The 16,010-nt window shown below is 65.1% G+C and carries 16 protein-coding genes; 10 read left to right on the top strand and 6 right to left on the bottom strand.

Annotated features, from left to right (window positions below; translation table 11 throughout):
- Positions 1-162 precede the first annotated feature (162 nt).
- The gene (locus ASG60_RS13405) at positions 163-1,089 is read left to right on the top strand and encodes an MBL fold metallo-hydrolase (RefSeq protein ID WP_055957219.1); all 927 of its coding nucleotides are present in this window, start codon (positions 163-165) and stop codon (positions 1,087-1,089) included.
- Positions 1,090-1,322: 233 nt separating this feature from the next.
- Here the strand turns inward: ASG60_RS13405 and ASG60_RS13410 are convergent, their stop codons facing one another.
- Complete coding sequence (locus tag ASG60_RS13410) at positions 1,323-3,821, bottom strand: ATP-binding protein (protein ID WP_244476658.1); 2,499 nt, start codon at positions 3,819-3,821, stop codon at positions 1,323-1,325.
- Between the two features lie 141 nt (positions 3,822-3,962).
- On the opposite strand from ASG60_RS13410, the gene ASG60_RS13415 reads away from it, so the two are divergent.
- Positions 3,963-4,721: an SDR family oxidoreductase gene (locus ASG60_RS13415; RefSeq protein ID WP_055957218.1), complete on the top strand. Its 759-nt coding sequence runs from the start codon at positions 3,963-3,965 to the stop codon at positions 4,719-4,721.
- 12 nt (positions 4,722-4,733) lie between these two features.
- Positions 4,734-5,174, top strand: a complete 441-nt coding sequence (locus ASG60_RS13420; RefSeq protein WP_055957216.1) for a hypothetical protein — start codon at positions 4,734-4,736, stop codon at positions 5,172-5,174.
- A gap of 3 nt (positions 5,175-5,177) precedes the next feature.
- Here the strand turns inward: ASG60_RS13420 and ASG60_RS13425 are convergent, their stop codons facing one another.
- From ASG60_RS13425 to ASG60_RS13440, 4 genes are all read right to left on the bottom strand, one after another.
- On the bottom strand, positions 5,178-6,077 hold the full coding sequence (locus ASG60_RS13425; protein WP_055957213.1) for a sigma-70 family RNA polymerase sigma factor: 900 nt from the start codon (positions 6,075-6,077) through the stop codon (positions 5,178-5,180).
- A complete protein-coding gene (locus ASG60_RS13430; protein ID WP_055957211.1) occupies positions 6,061-6,459 on the bottom strand; it encodes a hypothetical protein in 399 nt (132 codons plus the stop codon). Before ASG60_RS13430 ends, ASG60_RS13425 begins: the two co-directional genes overlap by 17 nt.
- Before the next feature lie 337 nt (positions 6,460-6,796).
- On the bottom strand, positions 6,797-7,210 hold the full coding sequence (locus ASG60_RS13435) for a CopD family protein (RefSeq protein ID WP_056385978.1): 414 nt from the start codon (positions 7,208-7,210) through the stop codon (positions 6,797-6,799).
- Entirely contained in the window at positions 7,207-7,611 is a 405-nt protein-coding gene (locus tag ASG60_RS13440) for a DUF3817 domain-containing protein (RefSeq protein WP_056385980.1), read from the bottom strand. The genes ASG60_RS13435 and ASG60_RS13440 overlap by 4 nt, the downstream gene beginning before the upstream one ends.
- Before the next feature lie 141 nt (positions 7,612-7,752).
- Between ASG60_RS13440 and ASG60_RS13445 the strand changes: the two genes are divergently transcribed.
- The 3 genes from ASG60_RS13445 (at position 7,753) to ASG60_RS13455 (ending at position 10,952) form a co-directional block, all read left to right on the top strand.
- Complete coding sequence (locus ASG60_RS13445; RefSeq protein ID WP_056385982.1) at positions 7,753-8,709, top strand: helix-turn-helix domain-containing protein; 957 nt, start codon at positions 7,753-7,755, stop codon at positions 8,707-8,709.
- A 406-nt stretch (positions 8,710-9,115) separates the two neighbouring features.
- Positions 9,116-10,393 (top strand): sulfite dehydrogenase, encoded by a 1,278-nt coding sequence (gene soxC, locus ASG60_RS13450; RefSeq protein ID WP_056385984.1) that lies wholly within the window; start codon positions 9,116-9,118, stop codon positions 10,391-10,393.
- The gene (locus tag ASG60_RS13455) at positions 10,380-10,952 is read left to right on the top strand and encodes a cytochrome c (RefSeq protein ID WP_056385985.1); all 573 of its coding nucleotides are present in this window, start codon (positions 10,380-10,382) and stop codon (positions 10,950-10,952) included. The genes soxC and ASG60_RS13455 overlap by 14 nt, the downstream gene beginning before the upstream one ends.
- Before the next feature lie 617 nt (positions 10,953-11,569).
- Here ASG60_RS13455 and ASG60_RS13460 read toward each other — a convergent pair.
- Positions 11,570-12,541: a GlxA family transcriptional regulator gene (locus tag ASG60_RS13460; protein ID WP_056385986.1), complete on the bottom strand. Its 972-nt coding sequence runs from the start codon at positions 12,539-12,541 to the stop codon at positions 11,570-11,572.
- Between the two features lie 100 nt (positions 12,542-12,641).
- Between ASG60_RS13460 and ASG60_RS13465 the strand changes: the two genes are divergently transcribed.
- The 4 genes from ASG60_RS13465 to ASG60_RS13480 all read left to right on the top strand — a co-directional run bounded on the left by ASG60_RS13465 (position 12,642) and on the right by ASG60_RS13480 (position 15,960).
- On the top strand, positions 12,642-13,190 hold the full coding sequence (locus ASG60_RS13465) for a cysteine hydrolase family protein (RefSeq protein WP_056385987.1): 549 nt from the start codon (positions 12,642-12,644) through the stop codon (positions 13,188-13,190).
- 11 nt (positions 13,191-13,201) lie between these two features.
- A complete protein-coding gene (locus ASG60_RS13470; RefSeq protein ID WP_082531747.1) occupies positions 13,202-14,110 on the top strand; it encodes an MBL fold metallo-hydrolase in 909 nt (302 codons plus the stop codon).
- Positions 14,111-14,194: 84 nt separating this feature from the next.
- Complete coding sequence (locus tag ASG60_RS13475; protein WP_056385988.1) at positions 14,195-14,956, top strand: DJ-1/PfpI family protein; 762 nt, start codon at positions 14,195-14,197, stop codon at positions 14,954-14,956.
- A 29-nt stretch (positions 14,957-14,985) separates the two neighbouring features.
- Positions 14,986-15,960 (top strand): GlxA family transcriptional regulator, encoded by a 975-nt coding sequence (locus ASG60_RS13480; RefSeq protein ID WP_056386119.1) that lies wholly within the window; start codon positions 14,986-14,988, stop codon positions 15,958-15,960.
- Positions 15,961-16,010: the final 50 nt, after the last annotated feature.

A 16,010-nucleotide genomic window follows, 5' to 3' on the forward strand; every position in this document is an offset into this window, starting at 1 on the left:
GCTTTTCGACATGTGGATCATCCACGGGCGTGGGCCTCGATCCCTGACCGCACATGTCACATTCACACACCTGCTCTCGTCTCTGTGTTTAGGCGCGCGTTTCTAATCCTGGTGAGCCGGATGTCCGCGCGTCCCGATCAAGGGGCAATCATGAGCACTTCAATGACCGGCCAAACCGATACGAGAGATTCTTGCCGAGCGCGTCCAAGTTCGGAGGAATTGGTGCCGTCACGATACGCGGTGCGCATCGGCGAGATCGACGTGCTGGTCGTCAGCGACGGGGTATTGCCTCTTCCGACTGCCATGCTCGCTCACAATGCCGACCCGGCGGTTCGGGCGGCATGGTTGGACGACATGTTCTTGGCGCCGGACGCATTCGACTGGCCGCTGAATGCCGTCCTGGTTCGGAGTGGCGAGCAGACAATCCTCATCGATGCCGGGCTCGGGCTGGACCCGAACCTGGCTCTGCCGCGAGCCGGCCAGCTGGTCAAACGACTGGAAGCGGGCGGCATCGATCTGGCGTCCGTGACCGACGTGGTGCTGACGCACATGCACATGGACCATATCGGCGGGCTGCTCATCGACGGGGTGAAGGAACGGTTGCGGCCCGACCTGCGGATCCACGTGGCGGCCGCCGAGGTCGCGTTCTGGGAAGCACCCGATTTCTCCCGCACCTCCATGCCGACGGGCTTCCCGGATGCGCTGCGATCCACGGCTAAACGGTTCTCGGAGGCGTATCGCAGCCATCTGCGAACCTTCGAAGATGCGCATGAGGTCGCGCCGGGGGTGGTCGTCCATCGCACCGGGGGCCACACCCCCGGGCACAGCGTGGTCCGGCTGGCATCCGGCGGCGAGCGCCTCACGTTCGCCGGCGACGCCATCTTTCCCGTGGGTTTCGACCAGCCCGACTGGCACAACGGTTTCGAGCACGACCCCGAGGAGGCAGCTCGCGTTCGGATCCGTCTTCTCCGGGAATTGGCCGGGACCAGGGAACAGTTGGTGGCCACGCACCTGCCGTTCCCGTCCGTCGGCAGGGTCGCGGTCGATGGCGACGCCTTCCGCTGGGTGCCGGTGTTCTGGGATTACTGACCACGCGTCGGGCAAGAGCCAAGGCGGCGGCGTCGCTGGAGAAGGTCCCCCAGAATCGCCGACGGGAAAGCCGTCATCCCCGATCTAAGTTCGGGGATGACGTTTCCGCGATCCGCACCGAAGGGACTTCCCACACGTGATGCGGGAGGCGCCGCAGCGAACCGTTCGATGATGATCGTCGTGCCTGGAGTGACGGGACTACGACGATGCCGGTCGACCCGGTCCGCCATCGATCACGCGTCGAGCGGTTCCGATGCATGATCGAGCACGCTGCGGACCTTGTTCGCCAGTTGCTGCAGGGTGAAGGGTTTCGGCAGGAAATGCGTGCCGGGATCGAGCACGCCATTATGCACCACGGCATTGCGCGTGAACCCCGTCGTGTAGAGCACCTTGAGTTCCGGACGCCGCCGGATCGCCTCCTCGGCCAGTCGACGCCCGTTCATGTCGGGCATGACGATGTCGGTGAACAACAACGCGATGTCGGGCTGGGCGTCCAGAATACGCAATGCGGCGACACCGCTCTTGGCATGGCGCACGCTGTAGCCGAGTTCGCGCAATGTCTCGACGCTGAGAAGGCGCAGGGCCTCCTCGTCCTCGACCACGAGGACGATCTCGCGTCGGCATCCGAGGGGCAGGACAGCCGTGAGCCGAACATCCCGAGGCGATCCGGCAACTTCGCCCTCGCCATAGAAGCGCGGCAGATAGAGCTTCACGCTCGTGCCCTGCCCGGGCTCCGAATAGATCCGTGCGTGTCCCTTCGATTGCCGCACGAAACCGTAGACCTGCGACAGGCCTAACCCTGTTCCCTTCCCCACCGGCTTGGTGGTGAAGAACGGATCGAACACCTTGGCCAGGACCTCCGGCGACATGCCGGTTCCGGAGTCGGTCACGGCAACCAGGACGTACTGACCGGGTGAAATCTCCACGGTCCTGGCATAGGCCTCGTCGAGGTGGGCGTTGGCCGTCTCGATGGTCAGGCGACCGCTGCAGTTATCGGTCTCCGGCATGGCGTCCCGCGCGTTGACGGCCAGGTTGAGGATGGCGTTCTCCAATTGGCTCACGTCGGCATGGGTGCGCCACAGGCCGCCAGCGAGCACGGTCTCCAATTTGATATCGCCGCCGAGCGTTCGGCGCAGGATCTCGGACATCCCGGATACGAGCTTGTTGGCATCGATGGGCTCCGGCGCGAGCGGCTGTTGGCGCGAGAAAGCCAGCAGCCGTTGGGTCAGCGAGGCCGCGCGGTTCGCACCATCCGTGGCGACATCGATGAAGCGCTCGATGTCGCTCTCGCCGCGCGCCAGGCGTTTTCGGATCAGATTGAGGCTGCCGATCACGATGGCGAGCATGTTGTTGAAGTCGTGCGCAATGCCGCCGGTGAGCTGGCCGACGGCCTCCATCTTCTGCAACTGCCGCAGATGAGCCTCGGCCGTCTCGCGGCTCTGCATCTCGCCGATGAGCGCGCGGTTCGCATCGTCGAGTTCTTGCGTGCGCGCGGCGACACGGTCTTCCAGCGCCACGTTGAGGTCGCGTAAAGCCATCTCCGCGACCTCGCGCTCGCGTGTCCGCGCCTGCAACTGAAGCGCCGCCGTCGCAAGCGCCGCACCGATCAGGTTCACCTCCCTGATAGGGGTGGCGATGGCGCCGACCGGCTCCCCTCGGCCGATCGCCGCGGCGCCTTCGCCGAGGCGACGCATCGCACGCTCAACCCGTCGACCGACCCCCAAGGCGATGCCCACGATGAGCGATCCAAGCACGAGACCTAACCCGACGAGGATCGTGATCGAACGCTGCAGCGGTGCCTCGGCGAGCTTCTTATCCACCACGACCGCCGCGGTCCAACCGGTCAGCTTGGACCGGCCATAGCCCACCAGGACATCCTCGCCGACCCTGTTGCGGCCATAATATCGTCCGGCATCATCGATCGCATGAGAGCGGAAGTCGGTTGAAGTCAGCTTGCCGACGAAGTCTTCTTGCCGCTCGGTCCGGACAGCGACGATCCCGTTTCGATCCACCAGGGACCCGATCCAACCGGACGGGAGATCCTCGCGGCGCGTCGTCGCCACGAGGTAACCGAGATCGAGGCTCGCGGCGAGGAGATAAGTCGGCGTTTCGCCGATACGGACAGGGGCGCTGACGATCTGAAAAACCGGCTTTTGGGTCACGGAGGTCACGAAGACGTTGCTGACCACTGCGACGCCGGTGCGCAGAACCTCCCTGTCGATCTCCGCAAGGGCCGGGGGCGCGGGTGCGGCGGTTCCGAACGGCGCCCGGGTCGTCAACGCAGCGGTCCCATCGATATGCCGAAGGTTGATGTTGATTCCCTGCAGGCGACTGATCTCCTGCATCTGGGCGTAGAAGGCCGGAAGGTCGTGGGTCGCCAGGCTCGGCGAGGTCGCGAGCGCCTGGAGCGTCGTGAGGACGCCATGGATCTCGCGGTCGAACGCCACGGACAAGCCGTGGGCTCTGGTCTGCACGTCCTGTTCGACCCGCGTGCGTTCGGACGCGGCGAAGCGCCAGAGCAGGACTCCGACGAACAGCAGGGTCGGGATCAGCAGGCCGACGAAGAGGGTCAGGAACTGCCATCTGAGCGGACGGGGCGGCGTCAACCGTTCGTTCCTCGCCCAGGGGGCACATGGGATATGTCTCTTGTCAGCCTCTCGATGTCGGGCGCCATGATCGTCGTTCCTCGCGATGCTCCCTGCATGACGAGGAAGCAGGTGCGCACGTGACATGACCGGAGGTTTTGTATGACCGCCGGAGCGGCTGGCTCGCGACCGGACAAATTTCGCAGAGCCAATGTCACAACGGGTGGGACCGCTTTCGTCTTGGTTTCGAACGTCCCCACCGGGACCGGACACAGGACGGAGCATCACATGAAAATCGTCGTCATCGGCGGTACGGGGCTGATCGGCTCGCAGGTCGTCACCACCCTGAAGGCCGCCGGCCACGAGGTCCTCGCGGCCTCGCCGAACACCGGCGTCAACGCCGTGACGGGCGAGGGGCTCGCGGAAGCATTGAAGGGCGCCAGCGTCGTGGTCGACGTCGCCAACTCGCCATCGTTCGCCGACGACGCGGCCATGGACTTCTTCGTCCGCGCCGGACGGAACCTCGCCGCGGCCGAGAAGGATGCCGGCGTCTCCCACCACGTCGCGCTCTCGGTGGTCGGCACCGAGCTCCTGCTCGACAGCGGCTATTTCCGCGCCAAGCTCGCTCAGGAGGAGTTGATCGCCTCGGCGGGCGTGCCGTGGACCCTAGTCCGCGCCACGCAGTTCTTCGAGTTCGTCGCCGCGATCGCGGGAGCCGCAATCGTCGACGGCGTCGCGCGCGTGACGTCCGCGTCGATCCAGCCGATCGCGTCGGCCGACGTTGCGGCGAAAGTCGCGGAGGCCGCGCTGGCGCCACCGCGAAACGGCATGGTCGAGATCGCCGGCCCGGAGCGCCTGCCGATGGTCGATCTGGTGAAGCGTCACTTCGACGGCCTTGGCGAAACGCGTGAGGTTGTCACCGACGACACCGCACCGTATTTCGGGGTGGTCCTCGAAGGCCCCTGGCTGACGCCCACCGGTGACGCGTGGCTCTCGCAGCGGCGCTACGACGACTGGCTGGCGGCACAGCCAAAGCGCGTGGCCTGAGGCCTCCCGCCGATGGATGCTACCTACATCCCGGCGCTGTCGGCGCTGGCCGGGTCGGCCATCGGCGCGATGGCCTCCTTCGCGACCACTTGGCTGACGCAACACAGCCAGGAGCGTGCGACGCTCCTGGTGCAGGACCGAGCGCGACGGGAAGCGCTCTACGGCGAGTTCATCCGGGAGGCGTCGACCTTGTTCGGCGACGCTTTCCGGCACGACCTCGACGACCCGGCCAAGCTGGTGAACCTCTATGCCATCGTGAACAAGATCCGGCTCTTCGGAGAGCCGGAGACGCTGGAGGAGGCCGAGCGCGTCATGCGGCTCATCGGTGAGACCTACTTCGCCCCGAACAAGGATCTCGCCTCCTTCGCGGACATTCGGCACGCCAGCCACCTCGACCCGCTCTGCGCGTTCTCGACGGTCTGTCGCAGGGAGCTGGCGATAGCCCGCCGGTGAGGCTCAGTGAGGCGTCGGCGTTTCCACCGCCCCTCCGAACGACCTTGCCATTCGCTGGAGCTTGTCCGGGTTACGGGTGAAGTAGATGCCGACGATCAATCCGCCCTGGATATCCAGGGCGACGGTCTGGAGCATCCCGCCCGGCTCCAGGCTGAAGTAGCCCGGCAGGCCATCGATCCAAAGGTCCTGCAGCTTCTGGGCATGCTGGATCCACGATTTGCGCGCGATCCCCTCGAACATGCGCGTGACCTTGTCGATGCCGATGATCGGCCTCGGGAAGGCGAGCACCTTTCCGCCTCCGTCGGAGTGCACAACGACGGAATCGGCGAGCATGCTGCGCAGCGCCGCGACGTCGCCGGTCGCCGACGCCTCGAAGAAGGCCTTGGCGATGCGCGCCCCCTCCTCCCGCTCGACGGGGAAGCGCGGGCGGGCGGACTGCACGTGTTTCCTAGCCCTCGCGGCGAGCTGACGGACTGCCGGTGGTTCACGCTGGAGCGTGGTCGCGATCTCGGCGAGTGGGACCGCGAAGACGTCGTGCAGGAGGAACGCGGCCCGCTCCAGCGGCGAAAGCCTCTCCAGGGCGAGCATCAGCGTGAGCGTGAGGTCATCGCCGGGGGCTTCGTCCGGGACCAGGGCGACGGGCTCGGGTAGCCATGTGCCAAAATAGGTCTCACGCCGTACCCGAGCGGACTTCATCACGTCCAGGCAGAGCCGCGTCACCGTCCGCGATAGGAAGGCACCGGCTGAGGCGACCTCGGCATGGTCGACGTGCCGCCAGCGCAGCCAAGCGTCCTGTACGACGTCCTCGGCTTCGCCCAGGGACCCGAGCATGCGGTAGGCGAGCCGGACGAGCCGCGCCCGCTCCTGCTCGAAGACGCGGGTCGGATCATCGATGGTCGGCATGGCGGAACGACCAGACGCTGAGGGCGACAGCAATAAGCGCAGGAAGTGTCACAGCGGGGAAGTCTCGGGGTAGAACCTCCGGCCCGCAGATGCCCACCGCAACCTCCCAGAAGTGGAAAAGCGCGTGGCCCGAGAGCCAGATCGCACCCATGCTCCAGAGCAGCGAACGCGGTCCCGGTCGGGCCGCGCCGTACGCGAACCCCGACCCGATCAGCACGAAGATCAGGCCGATATCGCGCAGGAAGTGCTGATTGAAGGGCCCGGTCGTCGTCACGCCCGGCACGGTGAAATACCATGCCTCGGGCGCGACGAGCATGAAGACGCCGTTCCCGGCCAGTCCTGCGCCGAGGATGCCGGCGAGTACCGGAATGGCTTTGGTCATCGAGCGATCTCCACGTGATTGGTTCACGCGAGTGACGATGCGCTGTCGTCCGATGTGACATGGGATGCGAGTTTCCGCAGGGCTCCCTTCGGAACGTCGGTCTTGCACGGCTCATCTCACTGAACACGAGCTGCCTGACCCGATGGCCGAGCGTCGCTACTAGCACTCGATCAAGCCATGACACGGAACCCTAGGACACTGTGACGATATCCATCGATGAACGACCGCTTTCGAGATGCCCACGTGTGGGCATCAACGGCATCGTCGGGTCGTTTTGCGATGGTCCATTATCGGTCGGGAAACCGGCAAAGCGGACGTCCTCCGGCACCGGCTCCGCTCAGGGTTTGACCACGGCGAGAACGGCTATGGCGATCACTGCGGGGACGATGAGAACGGCCCCTCGCAGCGGCTTGGCGCCATACCCTATCGCTAGCCGTCGGATCTGGCCTGATTGCAGTCCGTGGACTGCGGACAGCATGACGACGAGGACCAGCTTGGCCTGCAGCCAACCGTAGGGGAACCAACCGCCCGAGACCGCAAGTCCGCTGCCGAAGGCCCATGCGCCGAGCATGGCAGGCGTCGTGACCACCCGATCCCATCGTCTCAGGGCCTGCGTCAGCGGAACGATCCAATCCGTCGTCGCACGTCCCGCGAGGAGAATCAGGTTGTTCGCGACGACTCCGCCGACGAACAACAACGCGCAGGCAACATGCGCTGCCTTCAGCCATGGATAGGCATCCGCCAGCGTCATGCGCGTGCGTCTCGGCCAAGCGCATCCGAGCCGCGACGGGTGAGGAAACGAGCCATGAAGTAGCCAGCCGCCGGGAGGTGGGCTCCTAGGAACAACCTGACCGCTCCGCGGCTCGACAACACGCCTGCGCCAAGTGACTGGAGGATCAGCCAGAGGTAGGCGACGTAGGCGAAACCGTGGATCGGACCGAGGATGCGGACCGCCATGGGCAGGTCGCCCAGATGCTTCAATGGAACCGCAACGCCGATGAGGAGGAGCAGCGTCGTCGCCTCAGCCAACGCGGCGATCTTGAGCCATCGCAATGGCTCCTGGTCGATGGGTGCATTCCCGCCGGACGCATGGGATCGTCCCGCGTCCTTGGGTTCCTGAAGCCAATCGTTTCGCTGCCCAACCGTGCCCATGCATCACCTCCATGTCTGCTGCCCAGGCGGCGTAGCGGACAATGTCGGAACGGCGTGAGTGGCGGAAAAGACGTTCACCGATCAGTTTCCGCCAATCGCCAAACGATGTAGGAACGGCCTGCTTCAGGGGGCGAAGTTCGCATGGCTCATGTCGTTGGCGTATTGGCGTTGGACGGGGTCGTGCCTTTCGATCTTTCGATCCCCTGCGAGGTCTTCGGTCGTGCGCGAGGGGTTGATGGTGCGCCCTTCTATGAGGTTCGGGTCTGCGGCGAGGCGCCGGAGGTCAGCGCTCGCCCGTTCGGATTGCGTGTGCCCTATGGACTGGGCACCCTTCAGTCGGCCGACACCCTCGTTATTCCGGGCATCGATGATCCCGACGTGCCGGTCGCACCGACCGTCGTGGCCGCGATCCGACAGGCCTGGGCGGCCGGTGCGCGGATCGCATCGATCTGCTCGGGGGCCTTCGTGCTCGCGGCCACCGGCCTGTTGGATGGACGACGCGCCACCACCCACTGGCTCGGCGCCGGCCACCTGGCGGAACGCTACCCGGCCATTGAGGTCGATCCCAACACCCTCTTCGTCGACGAGGGGCGCATCATTACGTCCGCAGGAGCCTCGGCGGGGCTGGATATGTGCCTGCACCTCGTGCGGCGCGATCTCGGACAGGCGGCTGCCGCGCATTCCGCCCGGCTTGCGGTCGCCCCCCTCGACCGCGATGGCGGTCAGGCCCAATTCATTCGCCACGAACCGCCTCGGACGAATGCGAGCCTCGCACCTTTGCTCGAATGGATGATCGGGAATGTCGACCGGCCGCTCAGTATCGCGGCCATGGCGGCCCGTGCAGGCATGAGCGAGCGCACCTTCACGCGACGTTTCCAGGAACAGACCGGTACGTCGCCGATGCAATGGTTTCACTTGGCCCGGATCCGACGTGGCCAGGAACTGCTGGAGAGCGGTGACGCGTCGGTCGACCAAGTGGCGTTGGCCAGTGGCTTCGCGTCACCGGTCACGTTCAGGTCGAGCTTCCGAAAGGTGACGGGGGTCAGCCCGGCGGCCTATCGAGCAAGCTTCAACGCAGCGTCTCGACTAAGGCAATGAGCATCATGAGCCGAGCCGATTCATGCTGTCGTTCGCGCCGGTTCAATGGATGCTCGAAACGCCACGACGGCCAGATCCGACATTGTACGAACGACTGCTTGAGCGTCCGGCATGAACGCGTCCCTGGGATGGGGTCGGGTGGTTTCCTGCCCGCCCGCTTTCGGGTGACTAGGGCAAGAGGAGAACGGCCATCTGAGATAAGCAATTATCGGAGAACAAAATGCTCTCAGGCAGTCGACATGCTACCATCTAGTAGGTTAGCCTGGCTGTATTTATGCAGCGAAAGACTGCAGGCCGAGGCACCATTGGGAGGATTTGCGATATGCCTGAAGACAGCGATGTGTCCGTTTCGGCCCCACCCTCAGGCAAGGACAGCGAGCGTGAGGATTGCCCATGCCGTGAAGGCATGTACGTCACTCATAACAACCGACGTCGCTTCCTGTTTGCGGCCGGCTCGACGATCGGTGCCGCCGCCGCCTTCGCAGCTGGTACGGCGCAGGCCGAGGACAAGACTCCTGCCGGCGCCAAGCGGTTTGACGTACCTGAAGATCCAACGAAGGAACAAGGCCGACCGGTGGCTGCCGATGGCGGCTACGGCTCTCGCTCGCAATTCGAGACGGAGGTGCGCGTCCGTCATCCTACCCCGAATGAGAACACGTCCTGGTCGCTGACGCCTTTGGCCGCGCTTGTCGGCAACGTCACTCCCTCCGGGCTCCACTTCGAGCGGCATCACGGGGGTATCCCGACCATCGATCCGGCTCGCCACGGACTGGTCCTGCACGGCATGGTCGACGCGCCGAAGCGGTTCACCATGGACGACATCAAGCGCATGCCGTCGATAACCCGAAAACACTTCATCGAGTGCTCCGGCAACGGTTTGACGGAATGGAAGAAGCCGACCCTGAAGACGGTGCAGCAGACCCATGGGCTACTGAGTACCTCGGAGTGGACCGGGGTGCTGTTCTCGACATTCGCCCGTGAGGTTGGGCTCAAACCAGGCAGCGCCTGGGTGCTGGCCGAGGGCGCGGACGCCGCGGTGATGACGCGCTCGATCCCGATGGAGAAGATGCTCAAGGACGCGATGATCGCGTACGGGCAGAACGGTGAGGCGATCCGCCCGGAGCAAGGCTACCCCATCCGTCTGCTCCTGCCCGGCTACGAGGGCAATACGCACATCAAGTGGCTTCGCCGCATGGAAGTCAGCGACAAGCCGTTCATGACACGCGAGGAAACGTCAAAGTACAGCGACCTGATGGCGGATGGCCGGGCCCGCCTGTTCACGCTCGACATGGACGCGAAATCGGTCATCACGTTCCCCTCGGGAGACATGCGCCTGCCGGGACCAGGTTCCTACACCATTTCCGGCTTCGCCTGGTCCGGCCGGGGCCGGGTCCAATCCGTCGATGTCTCCTGCGACAGTGGAAGGACCTGGTACCCCGCCCGACTCGACTCGACGCCGGAACCGATGTGCACGGTACGGTTCTCGTTCCCGTGGCGCTGGGACGGCTCACCGGTCGTGCTGCAAAGCCGCTGCACCGACGAGACCGGCTACATTCAGCCGACGCTGGCCGAGTTGATCGCGATCCGCGGGGATCATGGTCCCTCGGCTTCCATCTATCATCTGAATGCCATCCAAAGCTGGGGCGTTTCGCAGAATGGAGGGGTCAGCAATGTCCATGCTTAAGCTGAGTTGCCTGCTCACGGGCGTGATGCTGACCGCCGTTCCCGGCGTCGCCATGGCACAGATGGCCTCCGAGACCCGGCTCGGCGTAGGACATCCCGTGACCGAATCCGATCTCGGCGCTTACTTCTCGATACCGCCGAGCGGGAAGGGATTACCCTTGGGTTCCGGAACGGCCAAGCAGGGCGAGGCGGTCTTCGCGGAGAACTGTGCCGCCTGCCACGGCGAACAACTCCAAGGCAACATGTCGCCCGGGATCGGTGGAGATAAACTGATTGGCGGCCGCGGTAGCCTTGCCACGAACAATCCGGTCAAGACGACGGAAAGCTACTGGCCGTATGCAACGACACTGTTCGATTATGTCAAACGCGCGATGCCGTTCAATGCACCCGGTTCGCTGACCGATGATCAGGTCTACAGCGTCGTTGCGTACATCCTCGCACAGGGCAAGGTCATCAAGCCAGATGACCCCATGACCGCATCCACGCTGCCAAAGGTGCAGATGCCCAATCGCGACGGCTTCATTGCCGATCCGAGGCCGGAATTGAGCCTCTACCGATGAAGGGTAGGCTGTGATGGTGACTGCCGGTTCGAGGGTTGCACCGAGGATGGCAGGTTAAGGGAGGACGGTGCTTCGCGCGATCTCGGCCTCGTCGCATCGGGGAAGGGACGAGGCCCGGCGGAGCCCGTACCCAAGGCCGATCAGCACCGCGATCCGCACCAGGGCGGGGAGGACCGCGCCGATCACGATGCCCCCCCGCACTCCGGGGCGCCGGAAAGCCATCCGGCGCCGAACGGTATCGCCACACCATCGGGCCCCGCCCGCCGTTGCCTATGCAATGCAACGCCGAGACGCAGCCCCTACTGCCAGGGGCATCGGCAAAGCGCACTTTTCAACCGCTCAGGTACGCCCAACCTGACGGCTTCGCCCGCTTTTCGAGGATCTGCATCCTGCATTAAGATCGCGGCGTCCCCGGAATTGAGTCCCGACGTCCGCGTCCGGCTTTCCGGAAAACGAGCTCGACTTCCCCCCGTCGTGCGCGATCATCGGCGCGTCGGCGACGCGACGTCCCATGTTGGTAAGCGGATCGTTTCTTGCGGGTGGGACGGCGGTGTTTCTCGTGACTGGAAGCGAAGCGGCGGCATCGATATTCAAGCCTATCCGGTTCCACGTTCCGATCAGGTCCGAAAGCGCTTGCGATACTCGGCCGGGGTCAAGCCGACGATCTTGGCGAACACCTTCCGGAATGCGCCGGGATCGGTGTAGCCGACCTCCCATGCCACCTGATCTCCGGTCAGCGTTCCCTCCTGGAGCAACGTCCTCGACCTGCCGACCCGCAGCCTCTGCACGTATTCCGTCGTGGCGAGGCCCGTCGCCTTCTGGAAGCGTCGGAGGAACGTGCGTTCCTCAAGCCCCGACCGCTCGACGAGGGCCTGCAGGGCGAGGCTCCGCGCACCCGTCTCCTGCAACCATAGCTGGACCCTGAGGATCGGCGCGTCGCCGTGGTTCAGGCGGGGGGAGAACGCGCTGTAGTAGCTCTGCTCGCGACCGGGAGGATCGATCAAGAACGCCCTGGCTGTGTCGAGCATGACCGCCGCCCCCAGGAAGCGGTCAACCAGACGCAGAGCCATGTCGGTCCAGGCCATCACGCCCCCAGCGGTGAGGATATCGCCATCGTCGATGAGCAGTCGGTCGACATCGACACGGGTTTCCGGAAACCGGGCCTGGAACTCTTCCTCGTAGGTCCAATGGGTCGTCACTGTCCTTCCCGATAGGAGTCCCGTCTCGCCAAGGAGAAACGCACCCTTGCAGACGGAACCGAGGGCGGTTCCGCACGCATGTCGCTCGCGAAGCCATCCGGCGAACGGTGCCGCATCCTCCCGGGTGACGGGGGCACCCAGCCCCGGCGGGAGCACGAGGACGTCGGGTGATCCCACCGTATCCGCGACAGTGTCGAAGACCCGCACGGGCGAAGCCTCCCCGGACTTCCACTCCCAATGGCTGATACGGAGAAGGGAGCCCGCTTGCCCCTTTTCCGTTCGTCCGGCGAGTTGCCCGGCGGTCGCGAGGAGGTCGGTCATTCCCAACACCGCCGCGAGCTGGGCTCCCGGGAAGTTCACGATCCCGATCTCAGCCAGGCCATCCGTCATGTCGGTATCGCCCCTAAGTCTGTCGATTGCGCCACTCCTTAAGTCGGCCCGCTCCGCGTATCTAGAGGCCTACCAATCACCGAATACCGGGATCCGTCACATGGCCAATCGCGCGATCATCGTCGTCGACCTGCAGAACGAGTACCTTCCCTCCGGCAAGCTGCCCCTCGTCGGGATCGAGGGCGCGGTCTCCAACGCCGCCCGCATCATCGACGCGGCGCGTTCGGGCAACGACATCCTCATCCACGTGCGCCACGAAAGCCCGACGGCGGACGCCCCCGTTTTTGCGATGGGTTCGGACAACGTGAAGACCATCGCGGCCGTCGCAGCCCGGGACGGCGAGACGGTCATCGTGAAGCAGTACCCGAACGCGTTCCGCGAGACGGCGCTCAAGGCGATGCTCGACGAGAAGGCCGTGGACGAGGTCGTCGTCATCGGTGCCATGAGCCATATGTGCATCGATGCGACGAGCCGGGCAGCCGCGGACTTCGGCTATTCCGTGACCGTCGTCCACGATGCCTGCGCGACCCGCGACGTCGAATTCGGCGATAGGATCGTCCAGGCCGCCGACGTCCACGCCGCCTACATGTCAGCGCTCCGCTGGGCCTATGGGAAGGTCGTGTCGTCCGACGAGTTCCTGGCGCGCTGAGGGACGGGCTCATGACGAAGACCATCGATACCGGTGCCCGGCTCGACCGGCGTCGGGCCCTCGCCCTCGCCCTCGGTGCGGGGGCGCTGGCCGCTTCCTTCGGAGCGTCCCTTGGCCTTTCCACCCGCCGCTCCCTTGCGGCCGGCGCCGAGAATACGCTGACCCAGGTGCGCAATGCGACGCTCCGGATCGACTATGGCGGCGTTCGCTTCCTCGTCGACCCGCTCCTCGCCGACACGGGAGCCTACCCAGGCTTCGAGGGCACGGCCAACAGCCATTTGCGCAATCCTCTGGTCCCACTCCCGATGCCCGTCGAGAAACTGATCGATGTCGACGCGGTGATCGTGACGCATCTGCACGCCGACCATTGGGACGAGGCGGCGAAGGCGACCCTGAGGAAGGACCTGCCGATCTTCGCGCAGGACGAGGAGGATGCGGCCCAGATCCGCGGCGCGGGATTCACCGACGTGCGGGTCCTGACGGGAACGGCGGAGTTCAAGGGCGTCCGGCTGGCGGGAACCCAAGGGCGGCATGGCACCGACGAGGCGCTGAAGGCGCTGCCGATCCTGGGACACGTCTGCGGCGTGGTCTTCAGCCATCCCTCGGCCAAGCCCCTCTACGTGGCCGGCGACACGATCTGGAACCGTCATGTCGAAAGCGCCATCGCCGAGCACAGGCCCGGGGTCATCGTGCTGAACGCAGGCAAGGCCGTCGTACCCGGCTTCGCACCCATCATCATGGGCGAGGCGGACGTCCTGGCCGTCCACAAGGCAGCTCCCGAGGCCGTCCTGGTCGCGAGCCACATGGAGGCGATCAACCACTGCATCCTCAGCCGGGCGGAACTGCGTGCCTTCTCCGAGCGCGAGGGGTTCGCGTCGAGCCTCGTCATCCCTGCGGATGGCGAGAGCCTGAGGATCTGAGCAGGACCTTTTTCGAGGGATCTATGTCCTTTGAGCCATCCCCCGGCAGCGGTAGGTGTTCCCCACCGATGCCAAAGGTCTTCCATGACGACGATATCCGAGACCAACGATATTCCTTCCTACGCACCCTTCCGCGCAAATATGGCACAGGCTGGAAAGCCCGTGTTCAGGGTCGGCATCCTTACCGGACCAGGCTTCGTCCCGATGGACATGGTGGGTGTCCAGACCGTCTTCAGTCTCGCACCCGGTGCGGAATTGCATTTTCTCTGGAAGAATCAGGAGCTCGTCGAGGGCTTCCCCGGCTGGTGGACCAAGCCTTCCACGACATTCTCGGACTGCCCGGAGAGCCTCGACGTGCTCGCCGTCGGCATGCATCCGCCGGAGGTGCAGAACGATCTGGAGGTGATCGACTTCATACGCGACCTGGCACGCCGGTCGCGATACGTCGTCGGCGTCTGCAACGGCGTCGCCCTGCTCGGTGCAGCAGGATTGATCCATGGCAAGACGGTCGCGAGCAATTTTGCGGCGGAAGCACTCCTGCACGATCTCGGTGCAAGCGCGGTGCTGCCGTCGGGCGGCGGCGTCGCGGTAGACGGCAACCTGTTTACTGCCGGGCCCGGCATCGGAAGCTTCGAGGTTTCGCTTCGGGTGATAGAGGCCGCGTTCGGCCGGGAGATGGCGGAGTTCGCTGAGTTCGCCATCGAGTACGATCCCCATCCTCCCTACGGAAAGGCCACTGTCGACAAGGCCGACCAAGCTGTCGTGGGGCAGTGCCGGGAACTGCTCTCGTCCATCGTCGAACTGTATCGAAGGACACCCGTCGACGGGGCCGTCCCGTCGAAGTGACATCGGACAGGCCCAACCCGGAGCCCGCCTTGGCCCACACCGTCGGTTTCTTTGTCTGCCCTGGCCACCAGATCCTGGATCTGGCAGGCCCGCTCGGTACCTTCGATGTCGCTCGGTTCTCGGCCGGGCAGGACATCTACGAGACATTGGTCCTGTCCCTGAACGGTGGGTCGGTCAGGGGTAGCGCAGGCGTATCCATCGAAACCCTTCCGGTCGACGCCGCCACCCTCGACACGCTCGTCGTCGTTGGCGGTGATATCGTCCCGATGTCAGCCCGTGCGGAAGTCGAAGCGGTCCGTCGAGCGGCTTCCCGTACGCCTCGCGTGGCGAGCGTCTGCACGGGGGCGTTTCTGTTGGCCGAAGCGGGGCTCCTCGATTCGAGGCGCGCCACCACCCACTGGCAGTTCGCCGGAGAGTTCCAGCGCCGCTATCCCCGCGTCAAGTTGGATGCCGACCGCATCTTCGTCGCCGACGGCCATATCTGGACATCCGCGGGCATCACGGCGGGGATCGACTTGGCACTCGCCCTCATCGAGGCCGACCATGGCGCGGACCTGCCGCGAGCGGTGGCAAGGCAGTTGGTGGTCTATCACAGGCGGCCGGGAGGCCAGTCGCAGTTCGGTGCCATGTCGAACATGGAGCCGGAGTCCGACCGTATCCGGATCGCATTGACCTACGCCCGTGACCATCTCGCGGAGCCCTTGCCAATCGCATGCCTGGCGGACGTCGCGAAGCTCAGCAGCCGTCAGTTCGCCAGGGCCTTCAAGCTCGAAACGGGCGAGACACCCGCGAAGGCGGTGGAACGGTTGCGGGTGGAGGCAGCCCATGTTCGCTTGCGGGAAGGCTCGGAGCCCATCGAATTGATCGCCCGGAAGGTCGGGTTCATCGATGCAGAGCGCATGAGGCGGGCCTTCATCAACGTGCACGGGCACCCGCCGCAAGCGGTCCGGCGGCTACATCGGTCGAGCACGAGGCCCGTCAGATCGATGGCACGGCATCCCTGAACGGCAAGGGCAACTGTGTTGCCATCGCTACGCCGCTAGACTACCTACTA

The organism is Methylobacterium sp. Leaf469 (assembly GCF_001424745.1).
GTDB lineage: Bacteria > Pseudomonadota > Alphaproteobacteria > Rhizobiales > Beijerinckiaceae > Methylobacterium.